Here is a 25,493-nt window from a genome sequence, read left to right as displayed (position 1 = left end):
TTAGTAACTTTCTTAACCTTATGGTTAGTTCTAAGAGCGTTGAAAATTACGCGAATCTACAACCAAAGTTGTAAACAAAACACAAGCTCAGGAGTTGCTATGCGAGCAGGCTGCCGCGTTGACACACCCAACGCTGCCATTAAGCAGGTATCAGCCTTGGTTCATCATGCCATCCGCTTGCAGCGCCGCCGTTGGCGGGCGCTGGTATGGCTATATGGGCCGCCTGATAAGGCTCGCCAGCAGGCGCAACGGTTGTGGGAAGCGCAAACGTGGCAAGCACCGCTGTGGGTGGGCGCTGAGCATGAGACGCCAGTGGCGCCGTGTTTACCAGCCGGTAAAGCTCGTACACGGCTAGGTGCGGAGCATCAGCTAATCGTCCTAGATGCTAGTGGTAGCCAAGGGTTAGATCCAGATGCGCTCGGCGCATTAGCAGGTACCGTCAGTGCTGGTGGGTTATTAGTCATTATCACGCCAGACAATTGGGGCGAACAGCCTGATCCTGACTATGCTCGCTTTGCCGATTACCCGTGGCGTTGGGATTCGCTGAGCGCCCATTACCTTAAACGGTTAGCGTTTCAACTAACGGGTGAGAGCACTATTGTTCGCTGGAAGGTAAACGGTAGCCTCACGCTGCCCAGGCTGTCGCTTCGAGACCTGCGTGCGACTCCGTTTGACGATGCAGACTGTTTGACGGCTGACCAGGCTCGTGCAGTGAATGCGTTAGTAAAACTAAAACGTCGCCGGCCATTGGTTATTACGGCGGATCGTGGGCGGGGTAAAAGCGCTGCATTGGGTATTGCTTGTGCTCGCCTGCTACAAAAAAGCGTAACGCAACTGATGGTGACGGCACCTCGGCTGAGTGCCGTGGAAAGCTTGTTTGCGCGCGTAGTAGCGCTATGTCCGCAAGGTCAACGCCTCAGCCCTGCGCGGTTTGAACTGCCGAACGGCAGCTCGCTGTGTTTCCTTGCACCTGATGCGCTTAACGAACAGGTTGATCAGGCAAGACTCGGTGGTAGCGGCAGCTATTTACTCGTCGATGAGGCAGCGGCCATTCCTGCGGCAATGTTAGCCCACTGGCTTGCTGCCTTTCCACGTATCGCGTTTGCAACTACCGTGCATGGCTATGAAGGCTCAGGGCGCGGTTTTGCACTACGTTTTCGCGAGGTGCTCAATCGAACCGCTCCTCAATGGCGAGAGTTACCGTTAGATACCCCTGTTCGCTGGTCAGTGGGAGACCCTTTAGAAGCGACTATTCAAACGTTGCTACTGCTCAACGCTCCGTTGCCTGAGGCACACGCCAGTACTCATTGCCCGACGGCCTCTATGCTGTTGACTCAGGCCCAGTTAGCCAAGCAGCGTGAGTTGTTAGCGAAGCTGTTTGGCTTGCTGGTGCAGTCCCACTATCGCACCACGCCTAGTGATTTACGCCAACTGTTAGATGGCCCTGGTACCGCCATTCGTACAATCATTGCAGCACAAGATCCCCAGGCCGTTTTGGTGACCCGTGAAGAGGGCGGCTTTAATGCCGCACTTGCTGAGCAAGTGGCACGCGGCGAGCGACGCCCTCAAGGCCATCTGCTGGCCCAATCGTTGGCGGCTCACAGTGGTAGCCGTGAGGCGTTAACCTCGCGCTGGCGGCGGGTAGCACGCATTGCTACCCATCCAGAGCGGCGGCGTGAAGGATTAGGGCGCAGGTTGTTAGAAGAGGATATAGCCAACGCTCGTCAGCAGGGTGTCGCGCTTTACGGGGCTACCTTTGGTGCCGAAGCATCGTTGCTGCGTTTTTGGCTGGCGCTCGGGTTTACGCCTGTTCGTTTAGGCATCACCCGAGAAACGGCTACCGGCGAGTACGCCATTATGGTGGCTCGCGCGCTGACCAGCGAAGGGCAGGCCGTGCTAGCATCGCTGCGTGATACCTTTGCGGCCTCGTTGATAACGCTATTGGCCTTTGAGTTAGCGACACTGCCTGCGCCGATCGTCGCGTTGCTGCTGCCATCCTTGCCTCGTTTGCCGCTTAGCAACGCTGAGATTCAGACGGTGGACGATGTGGCGTATGCGCACCGCGACCCTGCCTTGGCAAGGGCGTCGCTTCAGGCGCTGGCCAGAGAGGCTAGCCATTGGTCATTAGCGCAAGAGGCACAAATAGCTCATCAGCAGTTGATCACCTGGGCCTTCCAAAACCAACCGTTAGCAAAGGCGCACGGTGAGTCAGTACGGCTGATTCGTCGCACGACTCAACAAATTATTGAACAACGCACGCTTTTCCCCAGTAGCCCAGGCGGGTAAAGTAAACTGGTTATCGATAATGAAGAGTTTACATGAACGCACATCTAGAAGCCCTCGAGCCACGTTTGGTGTGGCAGCACTTTCGCACACTGTGTAATACGCCGCGCCCCTCTGGTCATGAAGCCGCGCTGGTGGCGACGTTGGAGGCCTGGGCCGACGCCCAGGGGCTACCCCACGACCGTGATGAGTTTGGCAACTTGCGCATTTGTAAGCCAGCCACGCCCGGCTGTGAAAGCGCGCCAGGCATCGTGCTGCAGGGCCATCTAGATATGGTGGCGCAAGCTAACGCAGGCCATGACCACGATTTTACCCGCGACCCTATTCAGACGTATGAGAAAGATGGTTGGCTATGCGCTGATGGCACCACACTGGGGGCTGATAATGGCCTTGGTGTCGCCGCTATTCTGGCCGTATTGGAAGACCCAGAGCTTACTCATGGCCCGTTAGAAGCACTGTTTACGCTAGAGGAAGAGACCTCTATGGGGGGCGCGCTCAATCTTGCTGAAAATTGGCTGGCAGGGTCATTGCTGCTCAATTTAGACAGTGAAGATCGCGGCCAAGTTTATATCGGCTGTGCGGGAGGCGCAGACGTAGTAGTAAATGCTCAGCTTCCCAGTACGGCGCTGCAAGATAATGAGCAAGTGATTTCGCTGGCGCTGACTGGGCTAAAAGGCGGCCACTCGGGGGTGGATATTGATAAGCCCCTAGGCAACGCGAATCGCTTGTTGGTCCGTGTACTGTGGACATTGGAATCTTTTGGTGCACGGCTGATTAATTACCATGGCGGCACACTACGTAATGCCATCCCCCGCGAGGCGTTTGCGCAAATTGCCCTGCCTGCTGATGAGCTTGACGCCGCGTTGGCGATGGTGGGAACGCTTGCTGATACGCTAAAAGCTGAATTGGGTAGTGGCGATAGCACTATGGTGCTAACGGCTGAGCGCGTGGAACGGACTGATGCTGAGCCGCTAACGCGAGACGCCAGTGCGATGCTGCTGGCTGCGCTGCATGCGGCTCCCTGTGGGGTCGAACGCATGAGTGCTGATGTGCCGGGAGTAGTGGAAACTTCGAACAATTTAGGTGTATTAAGCGTCGAAAACGGACGTTTCCATCTTTGTGCGCTGGTGCGTTCGCTGCATGACAGTGCCACTGACGCCATGGCGGGACGCTTTCAGGCGCTGTTTGGCCTGATGGGCGCTAGAGTAAAAGTGGAAAATGGCTATCCAGGCTGGGCGCCTAATCCACAAAGCCCCTTACTGGCTACCTTTAACTCTCGGCATGCCGCATTAATGGGCCGTGAGCCTGAGGTCAAGGTGATTCATGCAGGCCTTGAATGTGGCATTCTGGGAAGTAAATACCCACAGTTGGACATGATTTCGTTTGGCCCGCTGATTCGTGGTGCGCATTCGCCAGCCGAGCGAGTGGAGATTGCCTCGGTGGCCGAGTTCTGGGTGCTGCTACGCGATTTCATTGAAACCCTGGCGAATTCTCGTTAGGCAAATTGCCATAAAAAAACGACACCCGTATAGGGTGTCGTTTTTGTTAGTGCTTACCTCTACTTACGTTAGCCGTCAGCGAGGTAAGCATCGTATTATTTGCTCAGGTAAGCATTGAGCATCCATACGGTTTTTTCTTGCTCGCGAATATAGTCACCGGCTTGTGCCGCGGTACCTTCATCGTCAGCGTCCGATGCAATTGCCAGCAATTCCCGCTGTAATTCAATCAGTGTTTGATAACCTGTGAGTACGCCTTTCACGCAGGTTTGACCATCATGAACGTCTTTATCTTCTTCAATACGCGAAATCTTCACATAGTCGCTATACGCATGAATGGGCTTGTGGCCTAACGTCAAAATACGCTCTGCCACTTCATCTACTTTGGTGAGCAAGTCGGTATAAAACTCTTCAAATTTCGCGTGTAGCTCAAAGAAGTCGCTACCTCGCACGTTCCAGTGGTAGCCACGAACGTTCATATAGAAAATCTGATAATTGGCCAGCAGGTGATTAAGTTTCTCGGCAAGTTGGCTGGCGCTGCCTTCGTGTAAGCCAATGCTATTTGTATCACTCATGTAGTGCTCCTCCATGGTTGTCACCGTTCCGAAAACAGTACGGTCATCAAATCGTTTGATTTAGCTTAAGACGCTTAGCGAGCATTGCAAAACAAGTTTTTTGCATCGCGGCAATAGCGTCATAACATTACCTTGGCGGTGAGCTGGCGACGGCTGACTCATCGCTCACGCAACGTATACAGATCTGATCTGCCGCTGCATGTATACCTAGTAAAAGAGGTGTAGGCGCCTAGCGTGTTTTTCAAGGGGGGGAGTACTTTTCACCCCACGGTCTGCTGACCCGCTTATCGCGCGAGCCAAAGCCTTGCAATACTCTCACAGCGGTCAGCGAGTAGTTCAGCGGTGCGTGGTAAAGCATCCTCAAGTGTCATCGGACCGTCGGCAAGGGCAAACGCAGCGGTAACACCTTCTTCTAAGCAGGCTTGCCACCCTTCACCCAGGCTACCGGCCAGTACGATGACCGGCTTGCTGTGGTGCTTGGCGGTACGGGCAACGCCAATAGGCGTTTTACCCGAAAGGCTTTGGCCATCTAAGCGACCTTCTCCGGTTATCACTACGTCAATATCAGGAAGCAGGTTGGGTAGCTTGGCCTGCTGCATCATTATCTCAATACCGGGCGTGAGAGTGGCGTTCAGAAAGCTGCGAGCGGCAAATCCCATACCACCCGCAGCTCCTGCGCCAGCCAATTCTTTTTCATCGCGCCCCAGCACCTGGGCGCTTAGCTCAGCAAAGTGGCCGATCGCGCGATCAAGTGTGGCGACATCGTCAGGTGATGCGCCTTTTTGCGGGCCAAAGACAGCGCTCGCCCCGCGTGACCCTAGCAGTGGGTTATCTACATCCACGGCGGCTTCAACTGCTAAGCTGTTTAAACGAGGATCCAGCGTGGAGAGGTCTAACGTTGCAAGCTGCTGGAGTGCTGCGCCACCAGGGGGAAGCGAATTACCGTGCTCATCTAATAGCTTGGCTCCCAGTGCTTGGAGCATGCCTGCGCCTGCGTCATTGGTGGCGCTGCCACCTAAAAAGAGCAGCGCTTTCGTGGCGCCAGCATCAAGCGCCGCATGAAATAACTCTCCGACGCCGTAAGTAGTGGTATGCAGGGCATTACGTTGGTGGGGGGATAGGTGCTGCAGCCCGCTGGCTTCTGCCAGTTCGATAAACGCGGTACGCTGCTCGCTAAGCCAGCCCCAGGATGCTTGGCGCGGCCGCCCCAAGGCATCTTGTACTGTAAGGTGACGTCGCTCGGCGTGGGTGGCGGCTATAAGCGCATCCAGGCTGCCTTCACCGCCATCAGCCAGCGGGCAAAGGTGGATCGTGGCGGTTGGCGCAGCCCGTTGAATACCGTCTGCCATGGCGCTTGCTGCTTGTTCAGCGCTAAGCGCATCTTTAAAACTATCGGGGCAAAGCAGAACATTCATCGCACAACCTCCCTAACGCGTTGTCATAATTGTTTATCGTGGTTTTTTATCATTTATCCTAATGAATCGCTGCTGGCGAGCTTAGCGCGGCGTTCGATGACACACCAGCCGCATCTGAGATGAGAGGATCACTCATGAAGGCAATACTACCGATTAGCATGACGTGCTTGTTGATACTGACAGGCTGCCAAGCAGTGCCAGAGCGCCTTCCACAAGCCGAGCCTGCGCCTTCTGCAGCCTGTTATTTTCCCACTGGGGCGTCTGGCCAAACGACACCGCCGTTGGAGGTGTTGACGCAAAGTATTGATGTATTGGAAGCATGGGGGTTTGAGCTTGAAACCACCGACACCGCTTTAGGTCTGGTGACCGCTAGTCGACAGCGAGACTTGATTGGCTACTACGACCCTTATGATAACGACTTTGGGTATGGGCGAAGCATGCGGGTCTTTGGTGGTTTTGGTTTGGGGCGTGGCGGTTCCAGCGTTGGCCTGGGGATTGGTAGTGGGTTTGGAGGTGGTTTCCACCATCAGCCTGTTGAAGTAGAGCGAGTCTCGCTACTGGCACGTGATGGTCATATTCGGCTTTCCCGAGATATTCGCCGCTTTGATCACTTAGGGGATCTGCGTGAATCTTATAGCGCTAGCAATGATGATTTTTGTCAACGTTTCCAAACTGCATTTGAGCAAACGGTAGCTACCCCGAGGACGTTATGAAACCACTACGTAAGCACTTTTTAACGGCCGCCACAGTACTCATGATGACTATGCTGGCAGGCTGTGCCTCCACGCAGCCACTAGAGCCGCGAGAGCTACGTTACAGCGCTTCCTCAGAGCAAACGTTACGCGCAGCCATTGAGTTGATGATCGAGCAAGGCTATGTCGTTCGGCACGCTGATTTAGCGTTAGGGCGAGCAGATGCGACGTTAGCCCGTTGGCCAGAGTATCGCTTGCAACTGCAGGTAAGTGACGTTGTTGGCGGTAGCCGTGTCAGCTTGTCGGCATTGCGTGGGAACCAGCCGCTGCCACCGTATGTATTAGATCCCTGGCTAGTTGAGCTGCAGCATAAATTAGGAGAGTTGCCGTGATAGGCGTACCCCCTCCACTCGGTCATTTATTGAATAGATTCCGCGCTTACTGGGTGGTGTTGGCAATAGGCGTTGGTAGCACGCTAAACAGCAGCCCTGTGTTAGCTCACCCACATGGTTGGATTGATCTCAGTGTGCGGGTGATAACAAACGATGAAGGGGTCGCAACAGGGCTTCATCAAGCATGGCGAATGGACCCTTTTTACAGTTTGGTGGTGTTCGAAGAGTTACAGCAGGTGCAAGGTAGTAGCCTGCAAGAAGGGCTTGACCAACTAGGCAGCGACATCCGCGATAACTTGTCGCGCCAGCACTATTTTACCGAAGTGAGTATCAATGGCGAACCGCAAGCACTGGGTGAGGTGTCTGAATACACGGCGTTAGAGCGTGATGGTCGGTTAACCTTTATGTTTATTCTGCCGTTGGCAACGCCTCAGCCATTAGCCGGGAAAATACTGGAGTATCAGGTCTTTGACCCAACCTACTATATCGAAGTGGTGCACGAAGAAGAGGACGGGGCACCCTCTGAGCAAGCGCTGATTCTCTACGGCAAGCCTGACTGCCGTTTAAGCGTGTTACCTGCTGATCCTGACCCTGAGCTCGTTATGCAAGCCGCGCTGTTAGATGTGGATGAAACGGGGGAGCCAGGATTGGGCCGCTATTTTGCAGAAACAGGGCGGATTGAATGCGACTAGCGAAAAACCTGGAAGGTCGTGTATAAAGTGTTACTTTATAACTTTTAGGTGGAGGGGCAATGCCTTTAACGCGGCAACAACTGCTATGGGGAGCGCTTACCGTGTCGGGAGCGCTGTTGTTGGTCTTCATCGTACAGGCTAATTTTCAGGAGGTTAGTCTTCAACTGCTGGCTTGGCAGCGAGATTTACACCGCACCCTAACGCTTGCTATTACCGAACTCTCGCGTGCGCCTTCTACTAACACTTGGCTAACGCTGCTGGGGGGAAGTTTTGCTTATGGCGTTTTCCATGCTGCGGGGCCTGGACATGGCAAAGCGGTATTGGCGACGTATTTAGCGTCTCACGGCGGTGCTACCCGTCGCGCCTTGGGGCTCTCTTTTGCGGCAGCTCTGCTGCAGGGGATAACGGCGATTGCCATGGTGGCAGTGCTTGTACATGGGCTAGGCTGGGTAACCCGCCAGGCGATGGGGAGCGCGGTTTGGGTGGAGCAAGCCAGCTTTATATTGGTGGCACTGTTAGGTGGCTGGTTATGCTGGCGGGCGATAACCCAATTGCGCCACGCTTACTCAAGCCGCGCTAGTGATGCTGTTGGTCACGGCCACAGTCACAGTCACAGCCATGATCATTCCCACTGCTGCGGTGGGGCTCATCATATTGAGCCGCAGCAAGCGCTGGATTGGCGCACAGCGCTGATGACCGTTGGTGCGATTGGAATGCGCCCATGCACTGGGGCGGTGCTGATGCTGGGGGCTGCTAGCCTGCTTGGGCAGTTTTACGTCGGTGTCGCTTCGGTGCTTGCCATGTCGCTTGGTACCGGTATTACCGTTTCTGTGCTGGCGCTGGCAAGCATCGTGGCTCGAGGCTGGGCCGCTAAGCGGCTGCAGCAACAGAGCAGCCGACAGGTGGTCGAAAAAGCGGCGGGTTGGGTGGCGTTTGCCGGCGGTGCTCTTATTGTTGCACTAGGCGTATCACTTTTTATGGCTGGCGCCGCCCAACCTGCTAGTGGTCCATTACTTAGTGAGCCACCCTCAAGGCAGGGCTCTTTGCTGGGGAATTAAGTTAAAGCTTTAACCCTTCAATTTGGGCCAGTAACTGTTCGCGGCGACTGCCCTGTAGGGCTAGCTCATAAGGCTCTGGGCTACCATTGCCCCATACCGGCGCTGGCCAGCAGGCATCATCTGTATAACGTACTACTAGATGCATATGCAGCTGGCTGACCACATTGCCTAAAGTGGCAATATTGAGCTTGTCACCGTGAAATATCTCCTTCATCGCTGCGCCTAGCGCTATCGTTTCACGCCATAGCTGGGCTTGCTCATCCTGACTTAGTTCAAACACTTCGCTGACTGAGGCACGCCTGGGCACCAGAACTACCCAAGGGTAGCGTGCGTCGTTCATTAGCAGCGCACGGCACAGAGGAAGGTCGGTGAGTGGCAAGGTGTCTGCTTCTAGGCGTGGGTCAAGTTCAAAGGTTTTCAAGTAAGTACTCCTTTACATAATGAAAATCATCATAGCAGTTGATGATTCGCCTTGCCCCTTATCAAAGGCCTGTTAAGGGCTTGGGAAGGCGGGGGCAAAACAGGCGAAATTATTAAAATATGTTACGCTAAAAACACTCCCATACGGCAAGGCTGCCGTCGGAGCATCCCGATGTTGAAGGATTTGTTAAGGAGAACGCAGATGAAAAAACTATTAAGTATTAGCTTTATTCTGTTGATGACGGCGGGCGCTCTAACGGGCTGCAATACCATTGCAGGTGCAGGAAAAGACGTTCAAGAAGGTGGCCAAGCAGTTCAGGATGCGGCGAGTTAATACGCTTTATTTCCCCTGTTTCTTGGCGTGAATGAGCGGGTTAGGCATAGTTGTCTAGCCCGTTTTGCATTCAGGGCAGTTATTTGCCAACACAAGGAAGCACCACAATGAATCATCCATTCCGCTGTGCGAAGAAAAAATTGGCCAGCCTCACGGTATTACTCGCATCGGTATTACCAGTCTCGGTGTTATTGGTGGCATGCGCAGGCTCACCCGATAATGTCTCTGCTCCAGAGCCTCCAGCTGTTGGTCAGCCTTCTGCCGAAATGCGCACCACATGCGATGCTGAGGCGGTTCAGTACGCCATTGGCACGCCTTTTGATGAAGTCAATGTACCCGCGCTACAAAGTGAGAGTGGTGCCAAGCAGGTTAGGGTACTCAGGCCTAACGGCGCTGCCACCATGGATTATCGCGAAGACCGCTTAAATATTCTTCTTGAACTTAATGACACGATTGAAGCGCTGCGCTGCGGCTAGCGTAAAATCAGTACGACGCAGGCGGCCGTTAATAGTCCCATAGTGATATTAAATGCCCGCCATGCTTGGTCACTTTTGATCCACTGTCCAATCGCGCTGCCAAACGCTGCCCACAGGGCAATGCACGGCAGCGCGACCAACTCCGCAAAGCCTGCTAACACCAGTGCGTTTACCACCGGTTGGCCATTTTCGGGCAGAAACCCAGCCATCAACGCCAACCCCATTACCCACGCTTTAGGGTTGGCGAATTGAAACATCGCGGCTTGGAAAAAGGTTAGCGGTACCCCGTGTTGAGTTCCGTTGAGATTTGGCGGTGGCGCAGTGGCTATCTTCCAAGCTAAATACAACAAATAGGCGCTACCTACCCAGCGGAGTGTCGTTTGCACCATAGGAAAGCGTTCAAACAAGATGCCTAGCCCCAGCGCGATACCGGAAAACAGCAGAAAACAGCCGCCTAAAATGCCCCACATATGAGGCATGGTTCTGCGAAACCCAAAATTCGCCCCAGAGGCGGTCAGCATAATATTGTTTGGCCCAGGGGTAAGCGTCATCGACATCATATAAAGCGCAGCCGGGCCAAGCAGTAGCCATTCGTTATTCATTTTGTACCCATACAATTCTGTGGTTTAAATTGTTTTTTGATCGCTTTTGTAAGCATAATGGCGGGTAAATCTACGTCAAAGGTTTTATTGTCATCATGACAATTTGGGTGCCTTCACTTGAGTGTTTTTCTGGGCCACGCTATCGCGCGATTGCCCAGTCCATTGGCGCAGCCATCTCGGCCGGCGAACTTTCCCCAGGCGAACGTTTACCACCTCAGCGGCGCTTAGCGGATGCGCTAGGGGTAACCGTAGGCACCGTTACTCGGGGGTATGCTGAGGCAGAGCACCATGGCTGGGTAACCGCGCGAGTAGGCAGTGGAACCTTCGTCAAACAACCTGCACCAAGAACCGTTTTTGATATGGCATGGCGGGCGAGTGGCGACAGTGATGATAGTGATATCATCGACTTAAGCTTAAGTTTGCCGCCGCCTCATCCGCTTCGTTTGCAGGCGTTCAGCGCTGCATTAAAGGCAATAAGCGAATCGCCTTCTGCAGTCACGCGAGGAGTTTCCTATCTTGATGCCAGGGGCACCGAAGGTCATCGCGAAAGGTTGGCAGGGTGGCTGGCGCAGTTAGGTATGGCGCTGGATGTGGATGAGCTACTGGTTACTCAGGGGGGACAGCATGGCATTAGTTTAGCGCTGAGTACGTTGCTGCGTCCTGGTGAACTGATTGCAACCGATGCTTTGACCTATCCAGGTGCCATTAGCGCTGCCCAGCAAGCACACCTAAAAATGGTTGGCATTGCTTTTGATGAGTCGGGGATGTGTATGGAAGCGCTGGAAGCCCAGTGCGCCCGCCAGCCACCCAGGTTGATCTATGTGACACCTGATCAGAATAATCCTACCGGGGCATGTCTCAGCGAGGCGCGGCGAGAGCAGTTGGTGGCGCTCGCTAGGCGCTACGATAGTTGGTTGCTGGAAGATGGTGTGCAGTATTTGCCTGCAGAACAGCGTGGCACGCCGCTGTATCAGTTAGCGCCAGAACGAACGCTGTTTGTCTTCAGCACCGCAAAAGTGTTGGCAGGTGGACTGCGTATCGGAGTCTTGCGGGCACCTAATAAGCTGCTTGAACGCCTAGCCGCTGGGTTAAGGGCGCAGAGCTGGATGGTACCGCCGCTCATGGTTGATATTGCCTGTTATTGGATCGCTCAGCCCGAGGCAGCATCGCTGCTTGCATGGCAAACCGAGGAGTTGGCCGCGCGACAGCAAATAGTGACAGAGGTGCTTGCTGATTACAGGCTGGGTCGAAGCCACAATGGCAGCAATGTTTGGCTAACGCTGCCGGAAGGGAGTCGTGCCATTGAGCTGTGTGAACGCTTGCAGCTGCAAGGCGTTAAAGTGTCAAATGCGGAGCCTTTTTGTGTGGGAAGTACGCCGGCGCCCCAGGCCATTCGGATTTGTATTGGCGCTGCTGCTGATAGGCAGGCATTAACCCAGGCACTGAACGTTATTAAGCAGTGCCTGGCTCAGCCTCCGTTGGCGACCGTTACCGTATAGCAGGACTATGAATAGCCCTGCGATTGGTAACCAAGCTACTCATAACGGTCTTTCCATCCTTGATGGCGTACCTGCTCTTTGAGCATTTCGAGAATGTCGTAAAGCACTTGTTCGGTGACATGCGCGCTTGTTTCATCCACGGTTAGCCAGCTGTTGAGGCCTGTTTCGGCTGTACGCTCAACCAGTTGGCGAAACTCCGTTGAGTGAATGCCTTGGGCGAGCTCATCCACTAGCCGCTGGGCAACTCCGCTAAGTGACGCCTGCATAGCGTTTGAAGCCGTGTATCCCATGGGAAGGCGGTGTAGTTTTTGAATTTCTGGGCTTTCCCGCAGTGTTCGGCTAACTAAGTCGTCAATCGCCGCCATAATAGCGATGCGGTTCTGTTGATAGGCTTGCCCCACCGTTGTTTCTAATCGTTGAGCAATTTCATGAATTAGCTGAGCCTTGCGTGGGAGGATAACGCGATCAATAACCTGCTCTGTAAGCGAATCGCTAGCGACAATTTGCTCTTGCACATTACCTAGTAAGCGCAGTGCAATGCGATCGGAAAGTTCCTCTAACAGGATGTCGTAATACTTGGCAAAAAAACGGTAGCTGGTCCAGCGAGTTACATTAATCAAACGCAGCCGGTGCAGTCGGTGTAAGAGTGATACGACACGCAGCACGCGTAATAAACGAAACCCGCTGAGCGGTATGCAGCCAAGCACGTCGTACCAGTGAACAAAAGGGTAGAAAAACCAGCGGTGGTAGCGTCGTTCGGCAATCGCTACCACCCAACCCAGCAGCACATCCGTTATAAAAATACCCACGAAAAATAAGTCGATGGTAATAAAACGGCGGTGGATCACTGTGTCGTAAAAAGCGTGAAAGCCAGGTGCGAGGCTGGCAAGGGCGTCGTTAATTGGCCCAATCAGAAATAACGAGTCAAACAGTAGTAGGCCAAGGTTGATGATAACCGCGGCGAGAATAAAAAAATCCCAGCCGATATGCGCATACTCAACGGTTTTAGGTAGCTGTGGGTAGCGCTCCCTAACGGGCATGAGGACTCCTTGCTCTGGAGTGTGGGTTAGGCGTTAAGAGTGCTGCTGATGATGATGTTTATGCGTTAGTAACTCTTCCTGCTCTGCCTGCTTACGCAGTTTTTTGCGTAGTGCGGCTTTTTCGAACCTCAGCTTCTGTAGCGACGTTTCCAATGCTAGCGGCGGTACTAACGCGGGCTTACCGTCTGAATCTACTGCCACCATGGTGAGATAGCAGCTATTGGTGTGACGAATCAGCTTCTCACGAATATCTTCGGCCACCACCTTAACGCCGATCTCCATAGAAGAGCGCCCCACATGATTGACGCTGGCAAGAAAGGTCACCAGCTCGCCGACGTGAATCGGTTGTTTAAACAACACCTGATCGACGGAAAGCGTGACGACATAGTGACCTGAATAACGACTGGCGCAGGCATAGGCCACCTCATCGAGTTTTTTAAGAATAGCACCACCGTGTACTTTGCCACTGAAATTAGCCATGTCGGGTGTCATTAACACCGTCATGGAGAGTTCTCGCTGGCCGGGCAGGGCGCTATGTTCAACTTGGGTGTCAGACATAAATAATAGCCTTTAGAGATTAAAATGCCCGCCCCAGAGGGCGGGCGCTATGCAGGTCTCAAGTGTTGTCAGGCTAGTGTGCTAAAACTAGTGCCCTAACGCTACCGCTACATGAGTGCTAGAGCCATACTAGGCCAACAGAAATGATAATGCCGGTAACCAATAGCTGGATAAGACAGAAGCCCATAATGTCTTTCGCTTTCAGGCCTGCGATAGCCAGAACCGGCAATGCCCAGAAAGGCTGCAATAGGTTTGTCCAGGCATCGCCCCAGGCGACTGCCATGGCAATACGTGGAATATCAGCACCCAGCGCTTCTGCGGCAGGTAGCATAACCGGGGCTTGCACAGCCCACTGGCCACCGCCGGAAGGCACGAACAAGTTTACGATGCCAGCACTTAGGAAAGACCAGAATGGCAGCGTCGTAGCGGTGGCGAAAGAGACTAACCATTCAGACATGCTCTGGGCCAATCCCGATTGCACCATTATGGCCATAATGCCCGCGTAGAAGGGGAACTGGATGACAATGCCAGCGCCGCCCTTTATGGCTTCGTTCAAACTGTTGAGCAGGTTGCGCGGCGTCCGGTGCAGCACAATAGCTAAGAATAGGAACAGGAAATTAACCACGTTTAGGTTCAAACCGCCGCTACGGAGTAGAAAGTGGTCGAGCAGGAATAGCAGCCCCGGAACACCCACTAGTAGGGCGAGAGGCATACTGTTTTCGAGCTTTTCGGCTGGACGGGTAATACGACCTTGCTGTTCAGGTTCATCGTTTAGCAGGTTGGGGTCGACATATACGCTGTCTTTTTCGTCCGGCAGCATGAAGCGGTTAACTAACGGGACGGCGATAAACAGGCAAATAACAATCGCAAGGTTAAAGAAAGCAAAAATAGTTGAGCCAGTACCGATAACGCCGATCTGATCAGCGGAGAAGTGGCCTTCAGTGGCAATGGTCAACGGAATTGAACCAGCAAGCCCACCATGCCATACCACGAAGCCTGAGTAAGCACTGGCAACCAGAAGCCGGTAGTCCACTCGCACCAGGCGAGCGAGCTCTTTGGCAAAAAGCGCCCCAACAACCAGGCCAAATCCCCAGTTAATCCAACTAGCCGCGAGTGAAACAAGCGTAACTAAAATGATCGCACCACCAGGACTTTTCGCAGTGCCAGCGATTTTCTGCAGAATGCGTTTGACCGGCGGTGAGCTTGCCAGCATAAAGCCCGTGACGAGTACCAGCAGCATTTGCATTGAGAAGGTGAGTAGCCCCCAAAAGCCATCGCCCCACATGCGCAGCACGGCAAGCGGTGTTTGGCGCTCAACGGCGATGGCAGCCACGGAAGCAATCAATGTAAGCAGCAGAACAAAGATATAAGGGTCAGGCAAATAGCGCTCGACCAGCTTAACGGCCGGTTTCGATATGAGTTTTAACATGAGTGCTCTCTTTATTCGTTATTAAGATATGCGTGGCTAATATACGGCGGTACTCCGTATTTTTCATCCATTGTTAGCGGCTTGATTAAGTGCTTGCTCAACGACTGACTCAGAGAATCATTCTTACGATAGACCGGTTGGCAATCGCTAAGCGTGGTGGGATTCAACGGTGGGAGGGCACGAGGGGGTTAGCGCTGCGAATTTCAGCAATGTGGGCTTAGCCCTGAGGGCGCCAGTAGCGCTGACGGTAGCGGTAGTAGTAGGCGATTAGTACCACTGAGCGAGTGAGCATAAAGAGTGTTAAGGCTAACCACAGGCCATGGTTGCCAAGCCCTTGAGATAGCCACCAAGTCGGTAGGTAAACCGCTAAACCGATAAAAATACTGTTGCGCATTTCGCGCACAGCGGTGGTGCCGATAAAAACGCCATCAAATAAATAGCTCCATACGGCTATTAATGGCATCACAATCATCCAAGGCAGGTAGCTAGCGGCGGTAGCACGCACCTCTGCCAGTCCTGTCAGCATGGCAACTAGATAATTTCCAGCTAATGCGAAGGTAACGGTGGCGACAGTGGCTGTCCAGAACGAGAATTGTGCTGTCGCCCGAACTGTCGCTGCAAACTCACGCCAGTCACGCCGGCCATACGCGCGGCCTACTAGCGATTCCGCCGCGTGGGCGAAGCCATCAAGTGCGTAGCTGGTGAGCATAATAAATTGCAGTAGCACAGCATTAGCGGCTAACACGGTGTCGCCCTGACGTGCCCCTTGAGCGGTAAAAAAGGCCATGGCAAACAGCAGACCTAAGGTGCGTACAAACAGGTTGGCGTTAACATTAACCAGGGCTGAGTAGGCTGACACTACCAAAAGCCGCTGGCGTTGAAAGCCGCCTTCCAAGTGGACAAGTTGGCGCAGTACTAAATAGCCGCCAAAAGTCAGCGCACTGTAATCGGCAATCACGCTGGCCAGGGCGACGCCGCCGCTGGTCATCCCTAGTCCTACGACAAACCAAAGATCGAGCACGATATTGACGCTGTTGGTCAGTACTAAAATCATCAGCGTAACGCGGGCGTTTTGTTGACCCAAAAACCAACCGAGAATAGCGTAGTTCGCCAGCACCGCTGGTGCCGACCAGAGGCGTATTTCGGCATACTCGCGTGCCAGTGGTGTCGCCGCTTCGCTGCCGTCTAATAGCCACAAACCGAGCGAAATCAGCGGCGAGCCAAAGATAATCAGTAACGCGCCGATGACGGCCGCCATAATGAGCGACTGGCCCAGCAAGTTGCGCACATCGCTATGCGCTTCGCGGCCGATTGCCTGGGCAACCAACCCCGTGGTGCCCATACGTAGGAAGCCAAACCCCCAATAGAGGAAACTAAACAGTGTCGCACCGAGAGTCACGGCCGCCAGATAGCGAGAATCGGGCAGGTGCCCGACCACTGCGGTATCGACCAGCCCTAGTAAGGGCACTGTTATATTCGAAAGAATAATTGGCCAGGCAAGAGTCCAAATACGCACGTTTCAGTGAGCCTAAGCAGCAGTAATAATGCGGTACTTCTCCATGAGTTTCTCGTGGGTTTCGGGACGCTCTGGGTCGAGAGGGATGCAGTCCACTGGACACACTTGCTGGCACTGTGGCTCGTCAAAGTGACCGACACATTCCGTGCATAAGTTGGGGTCAATAACGTAAATCTCTTCGCCAGGAGAGATGGCGTCATTGGGGCATTCAGGTTCGCAGACGTCGCAGTTAATGCATTCGTCGGTGATCATCAGGGCCATGGGCGTACCTCACGAATGGCTTTTCGCCCAGGTAGCTATATACCTGAGCGTTTTACTCAACAATATCGATCGCTAGATAGTGTAGTGCTTACGCAGTGCCTCTGCGACCTGCGGGTGAACGAGCGGTGAAATATCGCCGCCCAGTTTGGCGATTTCTCGCACGATGGTCGACGAAATATAGGAGTTTTCCACCGCTGGAGTGAGAAATACGCTCTCAAGCTCAGGGTTTTGCGCCCGATTCATATTGGCCAACTGTAGCTCGTATTCGAAATCCGAGACAGCCCGCAGGCCACGTAGAATAATGGTGGCCCCCTGTTCACGCATCATAGTGGTCAGAAGTGTTGAAAAGCCGATGACCTCTACGTTCGGTAGTGAAGCACACACCATTTTGGCCAGCGCGATACGGGTGTCTAACTCAAGGCTAGGCTGCTTGCCGGGGCTCGCCGCGACGGCAATGACGACTTTATCGAACATCCGGGCGCCGCGTTCGATAAGATCAAAATGGCCGTTGGTGATGGGGTCAAAGGTCCCGGGGTAGACGGCAACATTCACACGTTGATCGTTCATTCGGGGGGCTCCTGCTCGTCAAGCTGACCAAAAGGATTGTCCGCCGTTAGCGAAACGGCGTGATCATAGCCCGGAATATGAATGCGGTCGGCGTAGATCTCAAGTTCAGGGCCTTCTAGAACGGCTTCACCAAACTGATAACGAGGCGCATAGTGCCCATGGTCAGCGTCGGCTAAATAAGCGGCGGCATTCTCGCGCACAGCTTCTCGGCGTGTTTTCCAGGCGCTAATGGCAGCACTACCGTGGCGCTGAGTGAGCAATCGCTCGGTGACCTGAGGGGAGAGCACAACGCCAGTCGCGTTATTACCACCGAACCCTTTTGCATTAATAAACGCCGCATCGGCGCTAAATGCCACTGGGGTAGTGGAAAAACGCAGCCGCTTAGCGAATACATCGTCTGCGACTGCGTCTAAGGTGGGAATACCTGGCAGTAACCCATGGGCAAAACTGCCCAAAGCGCTTACCAATTGATCGCCTGCTGCAGACCCTTGAGAGTGACCGATAAACGCTTTAATGGCGACCACTGGCCAGTTCTCAATGCCGTTTGCTCGGGCAATCTCATCAAAAACATGGGATTCGGTAGTGCGGTTTTTGGGAGTACTGGTGCCATGGGCATGCAGGAAAGTGCGCTCTTTTAGCGCTTTCTCACCAAGCATATCTTTTACCAAAGCGGCTGCTTTGCCCAGGGTAATGTAGTTGCCAATACCGGGTGCAGAAATAGAGCGTTTAAAGCCATCGGCATTGACGAACACATCGGGCACTGAACCTAGAATATCCGCCCCTAGCTCAAGCGCTAACGCATCGTCCATTAACAGGACGAACTGACTTGCTTCCGCCATGGTGAAGCCACAGTTACGTGCAAATGGGCGACAAGCGCGTTGGTAATCAGCGTCGGTAAGTAGCGCTAAAGAATCCAGTGCCTTCAGGCTGGCATCATCGGCCAGTGCGCCCATGGCGCGGAAGCCTTCGATGATTTCGGGGGTAATCGGCGCATCTGCGGTGCCTACCATAACGACCCGGCAGCGCCCTGTACGAATATCATCAATCCCCAGGCGCAGGTTGTATAAAAAGCTTGCGCAGGCGCCTAAGGTTGCCCCCGTGCTTCCCACGCTGCCTAATACGTAAGCATTGAGGAAGTCAGCGGGCATTTGCCCGTAACCCAGCGGCATCTGCTTAGAGGTGGCGCGTTGGCCACTCACCAAGCTCTTTAGTAAGCCGCCCCAGCCTTGGTCATCTAATTGGCCAATAGAGTTGCCCGCATATACAGCGATATGGTCAGGGTCAAGCCGCTGGCGAATTGTTTCCCAAGCGAGCCCGCTGGCACCTAGGCAGTCACTGGCACTAAAGACTGCCATCGACAGCCCGCGCGGATGGTGCACGCTACGGTAAAGGCTAGCGGGATCGAAGCCACTCGGCAGTTGGGCGGCTGCGCGCACCTTGGGCTCTAAGGCGTCAGGCAGCAGAGCACTAAAGTTGCCTGCGGGCACAGTGACTGCGACTACTTTCGCGTCGATGTCCTCCACCTGCCATCCTTCAGGCAGCTGTTCGGGCAGCTGGCGGCGGCGCAGTGTAAAACGTACCGGTTCAGACAGGGTCATTTCTGCCCGTCGGTTGGCTGGTAAGCCCGGGGCGAGAAAGCGTGGATCCTCGTTGCGCCGAATCAATGTGTGGTTAAGCACATGATCGCGCAAGGTTTGAGCAGGGGAATCAATGGGCTGGCCGGCGCTATTATGCCAGCCGTTAGCGGAATGCTCGGCAAGGCGCATAAGCGCTGCCAAGCCTTCCAGTGTTTGGCGCTGCTGGTCAGCTGGAAGAGCATCAAGCACGGTGCGGCGGAAGGCCTGGTGGCCCGAGGTTCTGCCGGCGGGATTGATGCCGCCCATGCCGACAATCACCGGTAAGTGTGACAAGCCGGGTTCCTCGTGGTGCGGTGGTTTTTAGTAACAGCTACTGTCAGAGGCATAGCAAAAAAGTGCTGCTCATCTGCGCTTAATAATACTCTCGAACGTGATCATAGCACCGGGCGTGCAACGGCGTCATGCCGCGTGCGCGGTAGACTGATAGAATCACGTTTTTTTTAAGCAGGGAATGGCATGCAGCATACTTCACGACCCGTGGTTTCCAACCAACCTGGCCCGCATCACGATGTGGCGCGCCGGGTAGCCCGTGCCTTGGAAAACCCACTGCGAAAGCCAATCGCTGTGCATACGCAACAGGCTTTTGAAGGCGCGCATGCGTGGCTGCAAAAGCAGCAAGCGCCGTTAATTCTCGATGCCGGCTGCGGTGTAGGGCTTTCGACACGCCGTTTGGCAGAACAGTTTCCAGCACACGCAGTGATCGGCGTCGATCGAAGCGAAGATCGGTTAAGCCGAGACCATGGTGAATTGCCTACTAATGCACGGTTGGTGCGGGCTGACCTTGTCGATTTCTGGCGACTAGCTGAACAGGCAGAGTGGGCACCCGAGCGGCATTTTCTGCTTTACCCCAATCCTTATCCAAAAGCTGCGCATTTAAAAATGCGCTGGCATGGGCATCCTGTTTTCCCCACACTGCTAGCCCTTGGAGGGCATTTAGAAGTTCGCTCCAATTGGCAGCTGTATGTTGAAGAGTTTGCTCTGGCAATTGCTCTAGCAACGGGAAAGCAGGCAACGATTGCCGCGTTGGCGCCTAACGGCAGCTATTTAACGCCATTTGAAGCAAAGTATGATCAAAGCGGCCAAACGCTTTGGCAGTTACAGATCGAATTGGAGCGGGCATGACGTTTGTATATCTAGTGTTGGCGATTGTTGCCGAAGTTATCGCTACAAGCGCCCTCAAGTCTTCGGTGGGGTTCACTCGACCACTTCCAAGCATCATGGTTGTTGTGGGCTACGGTGTGGCATTTTATCTGTTGAGCTTGGTGTTGCGGACATTGCCGGTTGGTATTGCTTATGCCATCTGGGCAGGTCTGGGTATCGTGTTGGTCACGCTGGTTGGCATTGTAGTTTTCGGTGAGAAACCTGATTTACCTGCCGTCATCGGCATTAGTTTAATCGTGGCTGGGGTAGTCATACTTCAAGTCTTTTCAAAAATGAACGTGCATTGAGGAAAGTAAGCGTGACGTGCTCAGATACTAGGTTTTCAAATGCTAGGTTTTCAAATACTAGGTCTTCAAATATTGGGTCTTCAGATATTAAGTGTTCAGAAGTTAGCTATTCTACGGTGGCATTCTCAGCGTTCAATCATGCGGTTAAATCATCCCTACGCCGCTGGCATCGGGCGTTGATGACAACCGTGGTAGGTGCCGCTATGTGCGCAAGCCCTGCACTGTATGCCGATTTCAGCCAGTTGGGGCAGTTGGAAAGCAAAGGCTTCTCAATTAGCGCTGAAGCACGCTTACTGGATGGGGATGCTGGCAGTAATGCATTGCTGGGTAGTCTGAATCCTGAGCGTCAGTTGTCGCCAGCGTCTGTCACCAAAGCCTATATGTCTGCTGCGGCGCTCAATCGTTTTGGGCCTCAGCATCGCTTTACTAGCCAACTTGTCAGCACCGGTAGTGTGGAAAATGGTGTATTAAGTGGCGACTTGGTATTTGAAGGTGGAGGCGATCCGGGCCTCACAACTGAAGACCTTTGGCGGTTAGTGCAGCGTCTGCAGTTAGCTGGTGTACGCGAGGTGGATGGCGCACTGGTGGTTAGTCAGTGGCGCTTTGGCCCTGTTGAGTGTATTACCACGGACCGCTGTAATGCGCGTACCCGAGTCACCAATGCTTACAGTGCGCCGCTCACCTCGGCAGGTGTCAACTTTGGTAGCTGGTGCGCCAATATAGCCCCCGCTGCAGCAGCGGGCGAGCCTGCTCGCGTGGGCTTGTGCGATAGCCCCACGCCGTTAATTGTGATTGATAACCAAGTTATCACGCGCCCGGCTAATAGTGGCACTGACATTAGTGCTGAGCGGATTACCGATGAGCGCGGGGATGTTCTGCGCCTTACCGGACAAATTTCAACCAATGCCGCGGCTCGTGATGTTTACCGTGGCGCTGGTGATGCGGCAGAAAAAACGGCGCAAGTATTGTTAAGCATGCTAAATCAGGCAGGTATCAGTGTGCGAGATACCTGGCGGGTTAGCTCAACGCGTCCGCCCAGCAGTGCACAGCGTTTGGCAGCCGTTGACAGCAAACCGCTGCAGGAGCTACTGCTGCGAACAATGAACTACTCCAATAATTACATGGCTGATGTGCTGGCGCTGAACTTGGTGGAAACGCCACAAGCGCAACTGCGTCAAGCGGGGGAGGCGATAGAAGCCTATGTGAACAGCTTATCGGGACACGGGCCGTTAACGTTACACAGCGGCAGCGGGCTGACGACTGATAACCGCACTTCCGCTCACGGCGTCAATGTGATGTTAGAGGATATGTTCCACCAGAGCGCCTTGTTCCCCAGTTTTGTCGCCTCTTTTCAGTCGCCAGCCAATGGGGTTATGCGCTTTATTCGCCGTGGTTCTCCAACGTTTCAAAATAATGTCATGTTGAAAACAGGCACACTCAATCAGCCATTTTCTGTTCGCGCCTTGGCGGGCTACTTCCGTACCGCTCAGGGGCGCTGGGGCGTTTTTAGCGTGCTAGTTAACGGCACTGGCAGTACGCCTTATCTTAGCTGGCCGGAAGTGTTAGATCCGCTGTCGCTGGATTTAGAAGCGATGATATTGGCTAATTAATCTTAATTTTACCGCCGAGGCAACAGGCATGAAGCCAGGACATACGGGGTTAACCCATTTAATGCACTCAACGCGCTATTCATGGAAGGGGCTAAAGGCCGCTTTTAGAAATGAAGCTGCGTTTCGCCAAGAAGTGGGGATTACAGCGGTGTTGCTACCGCTAGCTTGGTGGATTGGAGAAGGGCCTATTAGTTGGTTGCTGCTGGTCGGCAGCCTGTGCCTTGTGCTGATTGTGGAACTGCTTAATAGTGCTATAGAGAACGTCGTTGACCGTATTGGCACCGAGCATCATGAGCTTTCAGGGCGGGCTAAAGATATTGGCTCGGCAGCGGTTATGCTGTCATTGATCATGGCAGGTTTAACCTGGGGGCTGTTAGGCTGGCAAAAACTAGTAGGCTAAATTGATTTTATTCAGCTCATACAGCGATTCGCTTTATCAACAAACATAATAGACGCTTGGCAGAGAGGTGGTTATGCAGTTAGACGGCGCGTTTTTACCCCAAACTGGGCTGCCAACAGCGCTTAAGCCTGCCGCACAGCGAGCCTGGCAGCGCTTAAGTGAAGCACTTAGCCAAGCAGATAATCTTGCTTCAATGACCCAACAGTCGTTGCCTTCCAGTAGTTGGGAGGCACTTTCTGATACGCGCCGTGAAGCGTTAGCCAACGTGATAACTGTTTCAAGCTTTGCCCTAGATACCTTGGCACGCTTTCCGCACTGGCTGATTGATCTAGATGTGGCTGGCGAGCTGGATGCGACAGCAAGCAAGGAGTCGCAAGCGAGTTGGTTAGATGAAGTGCTGGAAAATGCCGATGATGAAGAGGCAATGCATCGCGCTATTCGCCGTTTTCGCCGTGCCCGCATGCTCGGGATTGTGTGGCGCGATCTTAATCGTCCTGATGGCTACACCATGTGGGACACTGCTCAGGCAGTTTCGTGGCTGGCGGAAGTCTGTCTTGAGGCCGCGCTAAGCTGGCTTGAGCGTTTTTACGCCCCGCGCTGGGGATTGCCTGCGGCCCGCAGAGATGGCTCATCCCAGCGGTTGGTGGTGCTGGGTATGGGTAAACTCGGCGCGGGTGAGCTGAATCTTTCCTCAGATATTGACCTGATCTTCGCCTTCCCTGAAAAAGGTGAAACCGAAGGCGGGCGCAAATCCCTTGAGCACCAAGAGTACTTCACCAAACTAGGTCAGAAACTGATTGCCGCTTTAGATGCCATGACGGCCGACGGTTTCGTATTTCGCGTTGATATGCGGCTGCGCCCACTGGGTGATGGTGGCCCTCTGGTGGGCAGTTTCTCGATGCTCTCCAGTTACTACCAGGATCAGGGCCGTGAGTGGGAGCGTTATGCCATGCTCAAAGCGCGCCCCGTTGCAGGAGACATAGATGGTGGGCATGAACTGCTCGCAAGTCTCAGGCCGTTTGTTTACCGCCGCTACCTGGATTTTGGTGCGATTGAGTCGCTGCGTGAGCTCAAGGCGATGATCAATCGCGAGGTAAAGCGCAAGGGCATGCAAAGCAACATCAAGCTAGGGCCCGGTGGAATCCGGGAGGTTGAGTTCGTTGTCCAGGCATTTCAGTTAATTCGCGGTGGACGTGATACCGAGCTTCAAGTGACTTCACTCAAGACCGCCCTTCAACGACTGCCTGAACTAGGACTGTTGCCCCAAGCAGTTGTCGATGACTTGCTACCCGACTATGCGTATCTTCGCGACATGGAACACGTGATTCAGGCACTAGAAGATCGTCAAACCCAAATGCTGCCCGTTGACGATGAAGATCGGGAGCGGGTCGCGTTTGCCTTGGGGCATGACGATTGGCCTGGACTCATCGCGCGGCTGGAGGAAGTGCGCGAACGCGTTCGCCAGCACTTTGATGCGGTGATCGCCGACCCAGAAGAGGATAGCGATACAGAGAGTAGCGACGATAACCTTGGCCTGTCTCAGTGGCGGTTACTGTGGCGCGGCGAGCTAGAGCAGGAAGAAGCGGAAGCACTGCTAACTGAGGCTGGTTTTATAGAACCAGGGAAAGCACTTAAACGACTGCAGAGTCTTTACCATTCCCGCCAAGTGCAAAGCATGCAGCGTATCGGCTTTGAACGGCTAGATGCACTGATGCCGCTACTACTGGTTGCCGTTGCTGAAAGTGAATTGCCGGATAACGCGCTTAATGGTGTCCAGCCGTTGATCGAGTCGGTGCTTAGGCGAACCGCTTACCTTGCGCTGCTGCGTGAAAATCCCCAGGCGCTTGAGCACTTAATGAAGCTGTGCTCGGCCAGTCACTGGATTGCAGAGCAGCTTGCGCGCTACCCGATACTGCTTGATGAGTTACTAACACCGGATACGCTTTACACCCCCGCTGATAAATCACGACTTGCCGATGAGTTACGCCAGACCTTAAGCAGACTGCCAGAAGATGATGATGAGGCGCAGTTGGAAGCGCTTCGCGTGTTTAAGCATGCACAGATGCTGCACGTCGCAGCGTCGGATATTGCTGGAACACGCCACTTGATGAAGGTGAGCGACTACTTAACGTATATCGCTGAAGTCATTCTGGATGCCGTACTAGCGATGGCTTGGAAACATGTCACGCGAAAACATGGCGTGCCAGAAGGTCTTAATCCACAAGAGCCAGCGTTTTTGATTGTGGGATACGGCAAGCTTGGGGGCATCGAACTTGGTTATGGTTCTGATTTGGACTTGGTGTTCCTTCATGATAGTGACGGGAAAGGCACTACCGATGGTGCCCGGCCAATCGATACAGCGGTCTTTTTTACCCGTCTAGGTCAGCGCATTATTCATCTTTTAACCGCAATAACGCCTGCCGGCAGCCTCTACGAGGTTGATATGCGCCTTCGGCCTTCAGGCAATGCGGGTTTGTTGGTGACCTCTTTAGATGCTTTTGCGGATTATCAGCGCCAAAATGCCTGGACCTGGGAGCATCAGGCGCTGGTGCGCGCGCGCGTTGTCGCCGGTAGTCATGCGCTGGCGAGTAAATTTGATGCGATCCGTGGCGAGATGCTGTGTCGCGAGCGTGACCCGCAAGCCTTAAGAGACGACGTTGTCAGCATGCGTCATAAAATGCGTGATCACCTTGGTTCTAAAGGACAGGGCTCTAAAGGGCAAGGCTCTAAAGGGCTGGGCTTGAAAGGGCCATCAGATAGTGCGGACGGGGAGGTATTCAGTCTGAAGCACGATGTGGGTGGCATGGTCGATATTGAGTTTCTTTGCCAATACGCGGTGCTATCGCTCGCCCATGACACGCCTGCATTAATCACGTACAGCGATAATATCCGCATTTTAGAAACCCTCGCCAAAAGTGGTCATATTAGCGAGTCAGAAGCGGAGCAGTTGCGGGAAGCGTACCTCGCTTATCGTAGCCGTACCCATCGTGCGGCGTTAACCGGTGAGAAAACCGTCGTGGATGCACAGGCGTTCAAGGCCCATCGCGATGTGGTTATTGCACTTTGGCAGCGTTTTCTTGAACCCTGATTGGC

The 25,493-nt window shown here is 53.8% G+C and carries 25 protein-coding genes; 14 read left to right on the top strand and 11 right to left on the bottom strand.

Going from position 1 to position 25,493, the window contains the following annotated elements; translation table 11 throughout:
• Positions 1–99: 99 nt before the first annotated feature.
• A complete protein-coding gene (locus tag IR195_RS16845) occupies positions 100–2,286 on the top strand; it encodes a tRNA(Met) cytidine acetyltransferase TmcA domain-containing protein (protein WP_206048115.1) in 2,187 nt (728 codons plus the stop codon).
• Between the two features lie 32 nt (positions 2,287–2,318).
• Positions 2,319–3,782, top strand: coding sequence for an aminoacyl-histidine dipeptidase (locus tag IR195_RS16840; protein WP_206048114.1), 1,464 nt, complete (start codon positions 2,319–2,321; stop codon positions 3,780–3,782).
• A 95-nt stretch (positions 3,783–3,877) separates the two neighbouring features.
• Here IR195_RS16840 and IR195_RS16835 read toward each other — a convergent pair whose 3' ends face one another.
• Both IR195_RS16835 and IR195_RS16830 read right to left on the bottom strand, forming a co-directional pair.
• Positions 3,878–4,354: a Dps family protein gene (locus IR195_RS16835; RefSeq protein WP_009724882.1), complete on the bottom strand. Its 477-nt coding sequence runs from the start codon at positions 4,352–4,354 to the stop codon at positions 3,878–3,880.
• A 284-nt stretch (positions 4,355–4,638) separates the two neighbouring features.
• Complete coding sequence (locus IR195_RS16830; RefSeq protein ID WP_206048113.1) at positions 4,639–5,769, bottom strand: glycerate kinase; 1,131 nt, start codon at positions 5,767–5,769, stop codon at positions 4,639–4,641.
• 134 nt (positions 5,770–5,903) lie between these two features.
• Between IR195_RS16830 and IR195_RS16825 the strand changes: the two genes are divergently transcribed.
• The 4 genes from IR195_RS16825 to IR195_RS16810 are packed head-to-tail and all read left to right on the top strand — an operon-like array spanning position 5,904 to position 8,603.
• Positions 5,904–6,482, top strand: a complete 579-nt coding sequence (locus IR195_RS16825; RefSeq protein ID WP_125751497.1) for a hypothetical protein — start codon at positions 5,904–5,906, stop codon at positions 6,480–6,482.
• Entirely contained in the window at positions 6,479–6,853 is a 375-nt protein-coding gene (locus tag IR195_RS16820) for a hypothetical protein (protein ID WP_125751494.1), read from the top strand. Before IR195_RS16825 ends, IR195_RS16820 begins: the two co-directional genes overlap by 4 nt.
• A gap of 53 nt (positions 6,854–6,906) precedes the next feature.
• Positions 6,907–7,545, top strand: coding sequence for a DUF1007 family protein (locus IR195_RS16815; protein ID WP_146944855.1), 639 nt, complete (start codon positions 6,907–6,909; stop codon positions 7,543–7,545).
• 59 nt (positions 7,546–7,604) lie between these two features.
• Entirely contained in the window at positions 7,605–8,603 is a 999-nt protein-coding gene (locus tag IR195_RS16810) for a nickel/cobalt transporter (RefSeq protein WP_206048112.1), read from the top strand.
• Between the two features lies 1 nt (position 8,604).
• On the opposite strand, the gene IR195_RS16805 is transcribed toward IR195_RS16810, so the two are convergent.
• A complete protein-coding gene (locus IR195_RS16805; RefSeq protein WP_206048111.1) occupies positions 8,605–9,024 on the bottom strand; it encodes an HIT family protein in 420 nt (139 codons plus the stop codon).
• A gap of 201 nt (positions 9,025–9,225) precedes the next feature.
• On the opposite strand from IR195_RS16805, the gene IR195_RS16800 reads away from it, so the two are divergent.
• Both IR195_RS16800 and IR195_RS16795 read left to right on the top strand, forming a co-directional pair.
• Positions 9,226–9,357, top strand: coding sequence for an entericidin A/B family lipoprotein (locus IR195_RS16800; protein WP_125751484.1), 132 nt, complete (start codon positions 9,226–9,228; stop codon positions 9,355–9,357).
• A 107-nt stretch (positions 9,358–9,464) separates the two neighbouring features.
• Positions 9,465–9,833, top strand: a complete 369-nt coding sequence (locus tag IR195_RS16795; protein WP_146944812.1) for an I78 family peptidase inhibitor — start codon at positions 9,465–9,467, stop codon at positions 9,831–9,833.
• On the opposite strand, the gene IR195_RS16790 is transcribed toward IR195_RS16795, so the two are convergent.
• Complete coding sequence (locus tag IR195_RS16790; RefSeq protein ID WP_206048110.1) at positions 9,830–10,435, bottom strand: LysE family translocator; 606 nt, start codon at positions 10,433–10,435, stop codon at positions 9,830–9,832. The two genes, IR195_RS16795 and IR195_RS16790, sit on opposite strands and share 4 nt — an antisense overlap.
• Before the next feature lie 95 nt (positions 10,436–10,530).
• Between IR195_RS16790 and IR195_RS16785 the strand changes: the two genes are divergently transcribed.
• Positions 10,531–11,934, top strand: coding sequence for an aminotransferase-like domain-containing protein (locus tag IR195_RS16785; protein ID WP_206048109.1), 1,404 nt, complete (start codon positions 10,531–10,533; stop codon positions 11,932–11,934).
• A gap of 35 nt (positions 11,935–11,969) precedes the next feature.
• On the opposite strand, the gene IR195_RS16780 is transcribed toward IR195_RS16785, so the two are convergent.
• The 7 genes from IR195_RS16780 to IR195_RS16750 all read right to left on the bottom strand — a co-directional run bounded on the left by IR195_RS16780 (position 11,970) and on the right by IR195_RS16750 (position 19,188).
• Positions 11,970–12,974 carry an ion transporter gene (locus IR195_RS16780; protein ID WP_206048108.1) on the bottom strand — a complete coding sequence of 335 codons (1,005 nt, stop codon included), beginning with the start codon at positions 12,972–12,974 and terminating at the stop codon, positions 11,970–11,972.
• Between the two features lie 33 nt (positions 12,975–13,007).
• Positions 13,008–13,532, bottom strand: coding sequence for an acyl-CoA thioesterase (locus IR195_RS16775; protein ID WP_125751469.1), 525 nt, complete (start codon positions 13,530–13,532; stop codon positions 13,008–13,010).
• Between the two features lie 118 nt (positions 13,533–13,650).
• Positions 13,651–14,961: a short-chain fatty acid transporter gene (locus IR195_RS16770; protein WP_125751465.1), complete on the bottom strand. Its 1,311-nt coding sequence runs from the start codon at positions 14,959–14,961 to the stop codon at positions 13,651–13,653.
• Positions 14,962–15,178: 217 nt separating this feature from the next.
• Positions 15,179–16,477 carry an MATE family efflux transporter gene (locus IR195_RS16765; protein ID WP_206048107.1) on the bottom strand — a complete coding sequence of 433 codons (1,299 nt, stop codon included), beginning with the start codon at positions 16,475–16,477 and terminating at the stop codon, positions 15,179–15,181.
• A gap of 12 nt (positions 16,478–16,489) precedes the next feature.
• A complete protein-coding gene (locus IR195_RS16760) occupies positions 16,490–16,738 on the bottom strand; it encodes a YfhL family 4Fe-4S dicluster ferredoxin (RefSeq protein WP_038478199.1) in 249 nt (82 codons plus the stop codon).
• Positions 16,739–16,810: 72 nt separating this feature from the next.
• Positions 16,811–17,305, bottom strand: a complete 495-nt coding sequence (gene coaD / locus IR195_RS16755) for a pantetheine-phosphate adenylyltransferase (protein WP_089039814.1) — start codon at positions 17,303–17,305, stop codon at positions 16,811–16,813.
• A complete protein-coding gene (locus IR195_RS16750) occupies positions 17,302–19,188 on the bottom strand; it encodes a beta-ketoacyl synthase (RefSeq protein ID WP_146944856.1) in 1,887 nt (628 codons plus the stop codon). The genes coaD and IR195_RS16750 overlap by 4 nt, the downstream gene beginning before the upstream one ends.
• Before the next feature lie 210 nt (positions 19,189–19,398).
• Here IR195_RS16750 and trmB point away from each other — a divergent pair, with 210 nt between their 5' ends.
• The 5 genes from trmB (at position 19,399) to glnE (ending at position 25,488) form a co-directional block, all read left to right on the top strand.
• Positions 19,399–20,064 (top strand): tRNA (guanine(46)-N(7))-methyltransferase TrmB, encoded by a 666-nt coding sequence (gene trmB / locus IR195_RS16745; RefSeq protein ID WP_206048106.1) that lies wholly within the window; start codon positions 19,399–19,401, stop codon positions 20,062–20,064.
• Complete coding sequence (locus IR195_RS16740; RefSeq protein WP_125751456.1) at positions 20,061–20,390, top strand: DMT family transporter; 330 nt, start codon at positions 20,061–20,063, stop codon at positions 20,388–20,390. The genes trmB and IR195_RS16740 overlap by 4 nt, the downstream gene beginning before the upstream one ends.
• Positions 20,391–20,569: 179 nt before the next feature.
• The gene (gene dacB, locus IR195_RS16735) at positions 20,570–22,000 is read left to right on the top strand and encodes a D-alanyl-D-alanine carboxypeptidase/D-alanyl-D-alanine endopeptidase (RefSeq protein WP_206048105.1); all 1,431 of its coding nucleotides are present in this window, start codon (positions 20,570–20,572) and stop codon (positions 21,998–22,000) included.
• A gap of 28 nt (positions 22,001–22,028) precedes the next feature.
• The gene (locus IR195_RS16730) at positions 22,029–22,400 is read left to right on the top strand and encodes a diacylglycerol kinase (RefSeq protein ID WP_038478183.1); all 372 of its coding nucleotides are present in this window, start codon (positions 22,029–22,031) and stop codon (positions 22,398–22,400) included.
• Positions 22,401–22,473: 73 nt separating this feature from the next.
• Positions 22,474–25,488: a bifunctional [glutamate--ammonia ligase]-adenylyl-L-tyrosine phosphorylase/[glutamate--ammonia-ligase] adenylyltransferase gene (glnE, locus tag IR195_RS16725; protein WP_206048104.1), complete on the top strand. Its 3,015-nt coding sequence runs from the start codon at positions 22,474–22,476 to the stop codon at positions 25,486–25,488.
• Positions 25,489–25,493 lie beyond the last annotated feature (5 nt).

Source organism: Vreelandella venusta (genome assembly GCF_015689495.1).
Classification (GTDB): Bacteria; Pseudomonadota; Gammaproteobacteria; order Pseudomonadales; family Halomonadaceae; genus Vreelandella; species Vreelandella venusta.
Note: the sequence above shows the minus strand (reverse complement) of the source record. Positions and strands in the feature narration are given on the sequence as shown.

Bases quoted from the DNA above. Each gene is read 5' to 3' on its own strand.
- IR195_RS16845 (WP_206048115.1), top strand. From the start codon at position 100: ATGCGAGCAGGCTGCCGCGTTGACACACCCAACGCTGCCATTAAGCAG.
- IR195_RS16840 (WP_206048114.1), top strand. From the start codon at position 2,319: ATGAACGCACATCTAGAAGCCCTCGAGCCACGTTTGGTGTGGCAGCAC.
- IR195_RS16835 (WP_009724882.1), bottom strand. From the start codon at position 4,354: ATGAGTGATACAAATAGCATTGGCTTACACGAAGGCAGCGCCAGCCAA.
- IR195_RS16830 (WP_206048113.1), bottom strand. From the start codon at position 5,769: ATGAATGTTCTGCTTTGCCCCGATAGTTTTAAAGATGCGCTTAGCGCT.
- IR195_RS16825 (WP_125751497.1), top strand. From the start codon at position 5,904: ATGAAGGCAATACTACCGATTAGCATGACGTGCTTGTTGATACTGACA.
- IR195_RS16820 (WP_125751494.1), top strand. From the start codon at position 6,479: ATGAAACCACTACGTAAGCACTTTTTAACGGCCGCCACAGTACTCATG.
- IR195_RS16810 (WP_206048112.1), top strand. From the start codon at position 7,605: ATGCCTTTAACGCGGCAACAACTGCTATGGGGAGCGCTTACCGTGTCG.
- IR195_RS16800 (WP_125751484.1), top strand. From the start codon at position 9,226: ATGAAAAAACTATTAAGTATTAGCTTTATTCTGTTGATGACGGCGGGC.
- IR195_RS16795 (WP_146944812.1), top strand. From the start codon at position 9,465: ATGAATCATCCATTCCGCTGTGCGAAGAAAAAATTGGCCAGCCTCACG.
- IR195_RS16790 (WP_206048110.1), bottom strand. From the start codon at position 10,435: ATGAATAACGAATGGCTACTGCTTGGCCCGGCTGCGCTTTATATGATG.
- IR195_RS16785 (WP_206048109.1), top strand. From the start codon at position 10,531: ATGACAATTTGGGTGCCTTCACTTGAGTGTTTTTCTGGGCCACGCTAT.
- IR195_RS16780 (WP_206048108.1), bottom strand. From the start codon at position 12,974: ATGCCCGTTAGGGAGCGCTACCCACAGCTACCTAAAACCGTTGAGTAT.
- IR195_RS16775 (WP_125751469.1), bottom strand. From the start codon at position 13,532: ATGTCTGACACCCAAGTTGAACATAGCGCCCTGCCCGGCCAGCGAGAA.
- IR195_RS16770 (WP_125751465.1), bottom strand. From the start codon at position 14,961: ATGTTAAAACTCATATCGAAACCGGCCGTTAAGCTGGTCGAGCGCTAT.
- IR195_RS16760 (WP_038478199.1), bottom strand. From the start codon at position 16,738: ATGGCCCTGATGATCACCGACGAATGCATTAACTGCGACGTCTGCGAA.
- coaD (WP_089039814.1), bottom strand. From the start codon at position 17,305: ATGAACGATCAACGTGTGAATGTTGCCGTCTACCCCGGGACCTTTGAC.
- IR195_RS16750 (WP_146944856.1), bottom strand. From the start codon at position 19,188: ATGGGCGGCATCAATCCCGCCGGCAGAACCTCGGGCCACCAGGCCTTC.
- trmB (WP_206048106.1), top strand. From the start codon at position 19,399: ATGCAGCATACTTCACGACCCGTGGTTTCCAACCAACCTGGCCCGCAT.
- IR195_RS16740 (WP_125751456.1), top strand. From the start codon at position 20,061: ATGACGTTTGTATATCTAGTGTTGGCGATTGTTGCCGAAGTTATCGCT.
- dacB (WP_206048105.1), top strand. From the start codon at position 20,570: ATGACAACCGTGGTAGGTGCCGCTATGTGCGCAAGCCCTGCACTGTAT.
- IR195_RS16730 (WP_038478183.1), top strand. From the start codon at position 22,029: ATGAAGCCAGGACATACGGGGTTAACCCATTTAATGCACTCAACGCGC.
- glnE (WP_206048104.1), top strand. From the start codon at position 22,474: ATGCAGTTAGACGGCGCGTTTTTACCCCAAACTGGGCTGCCAACAGCG.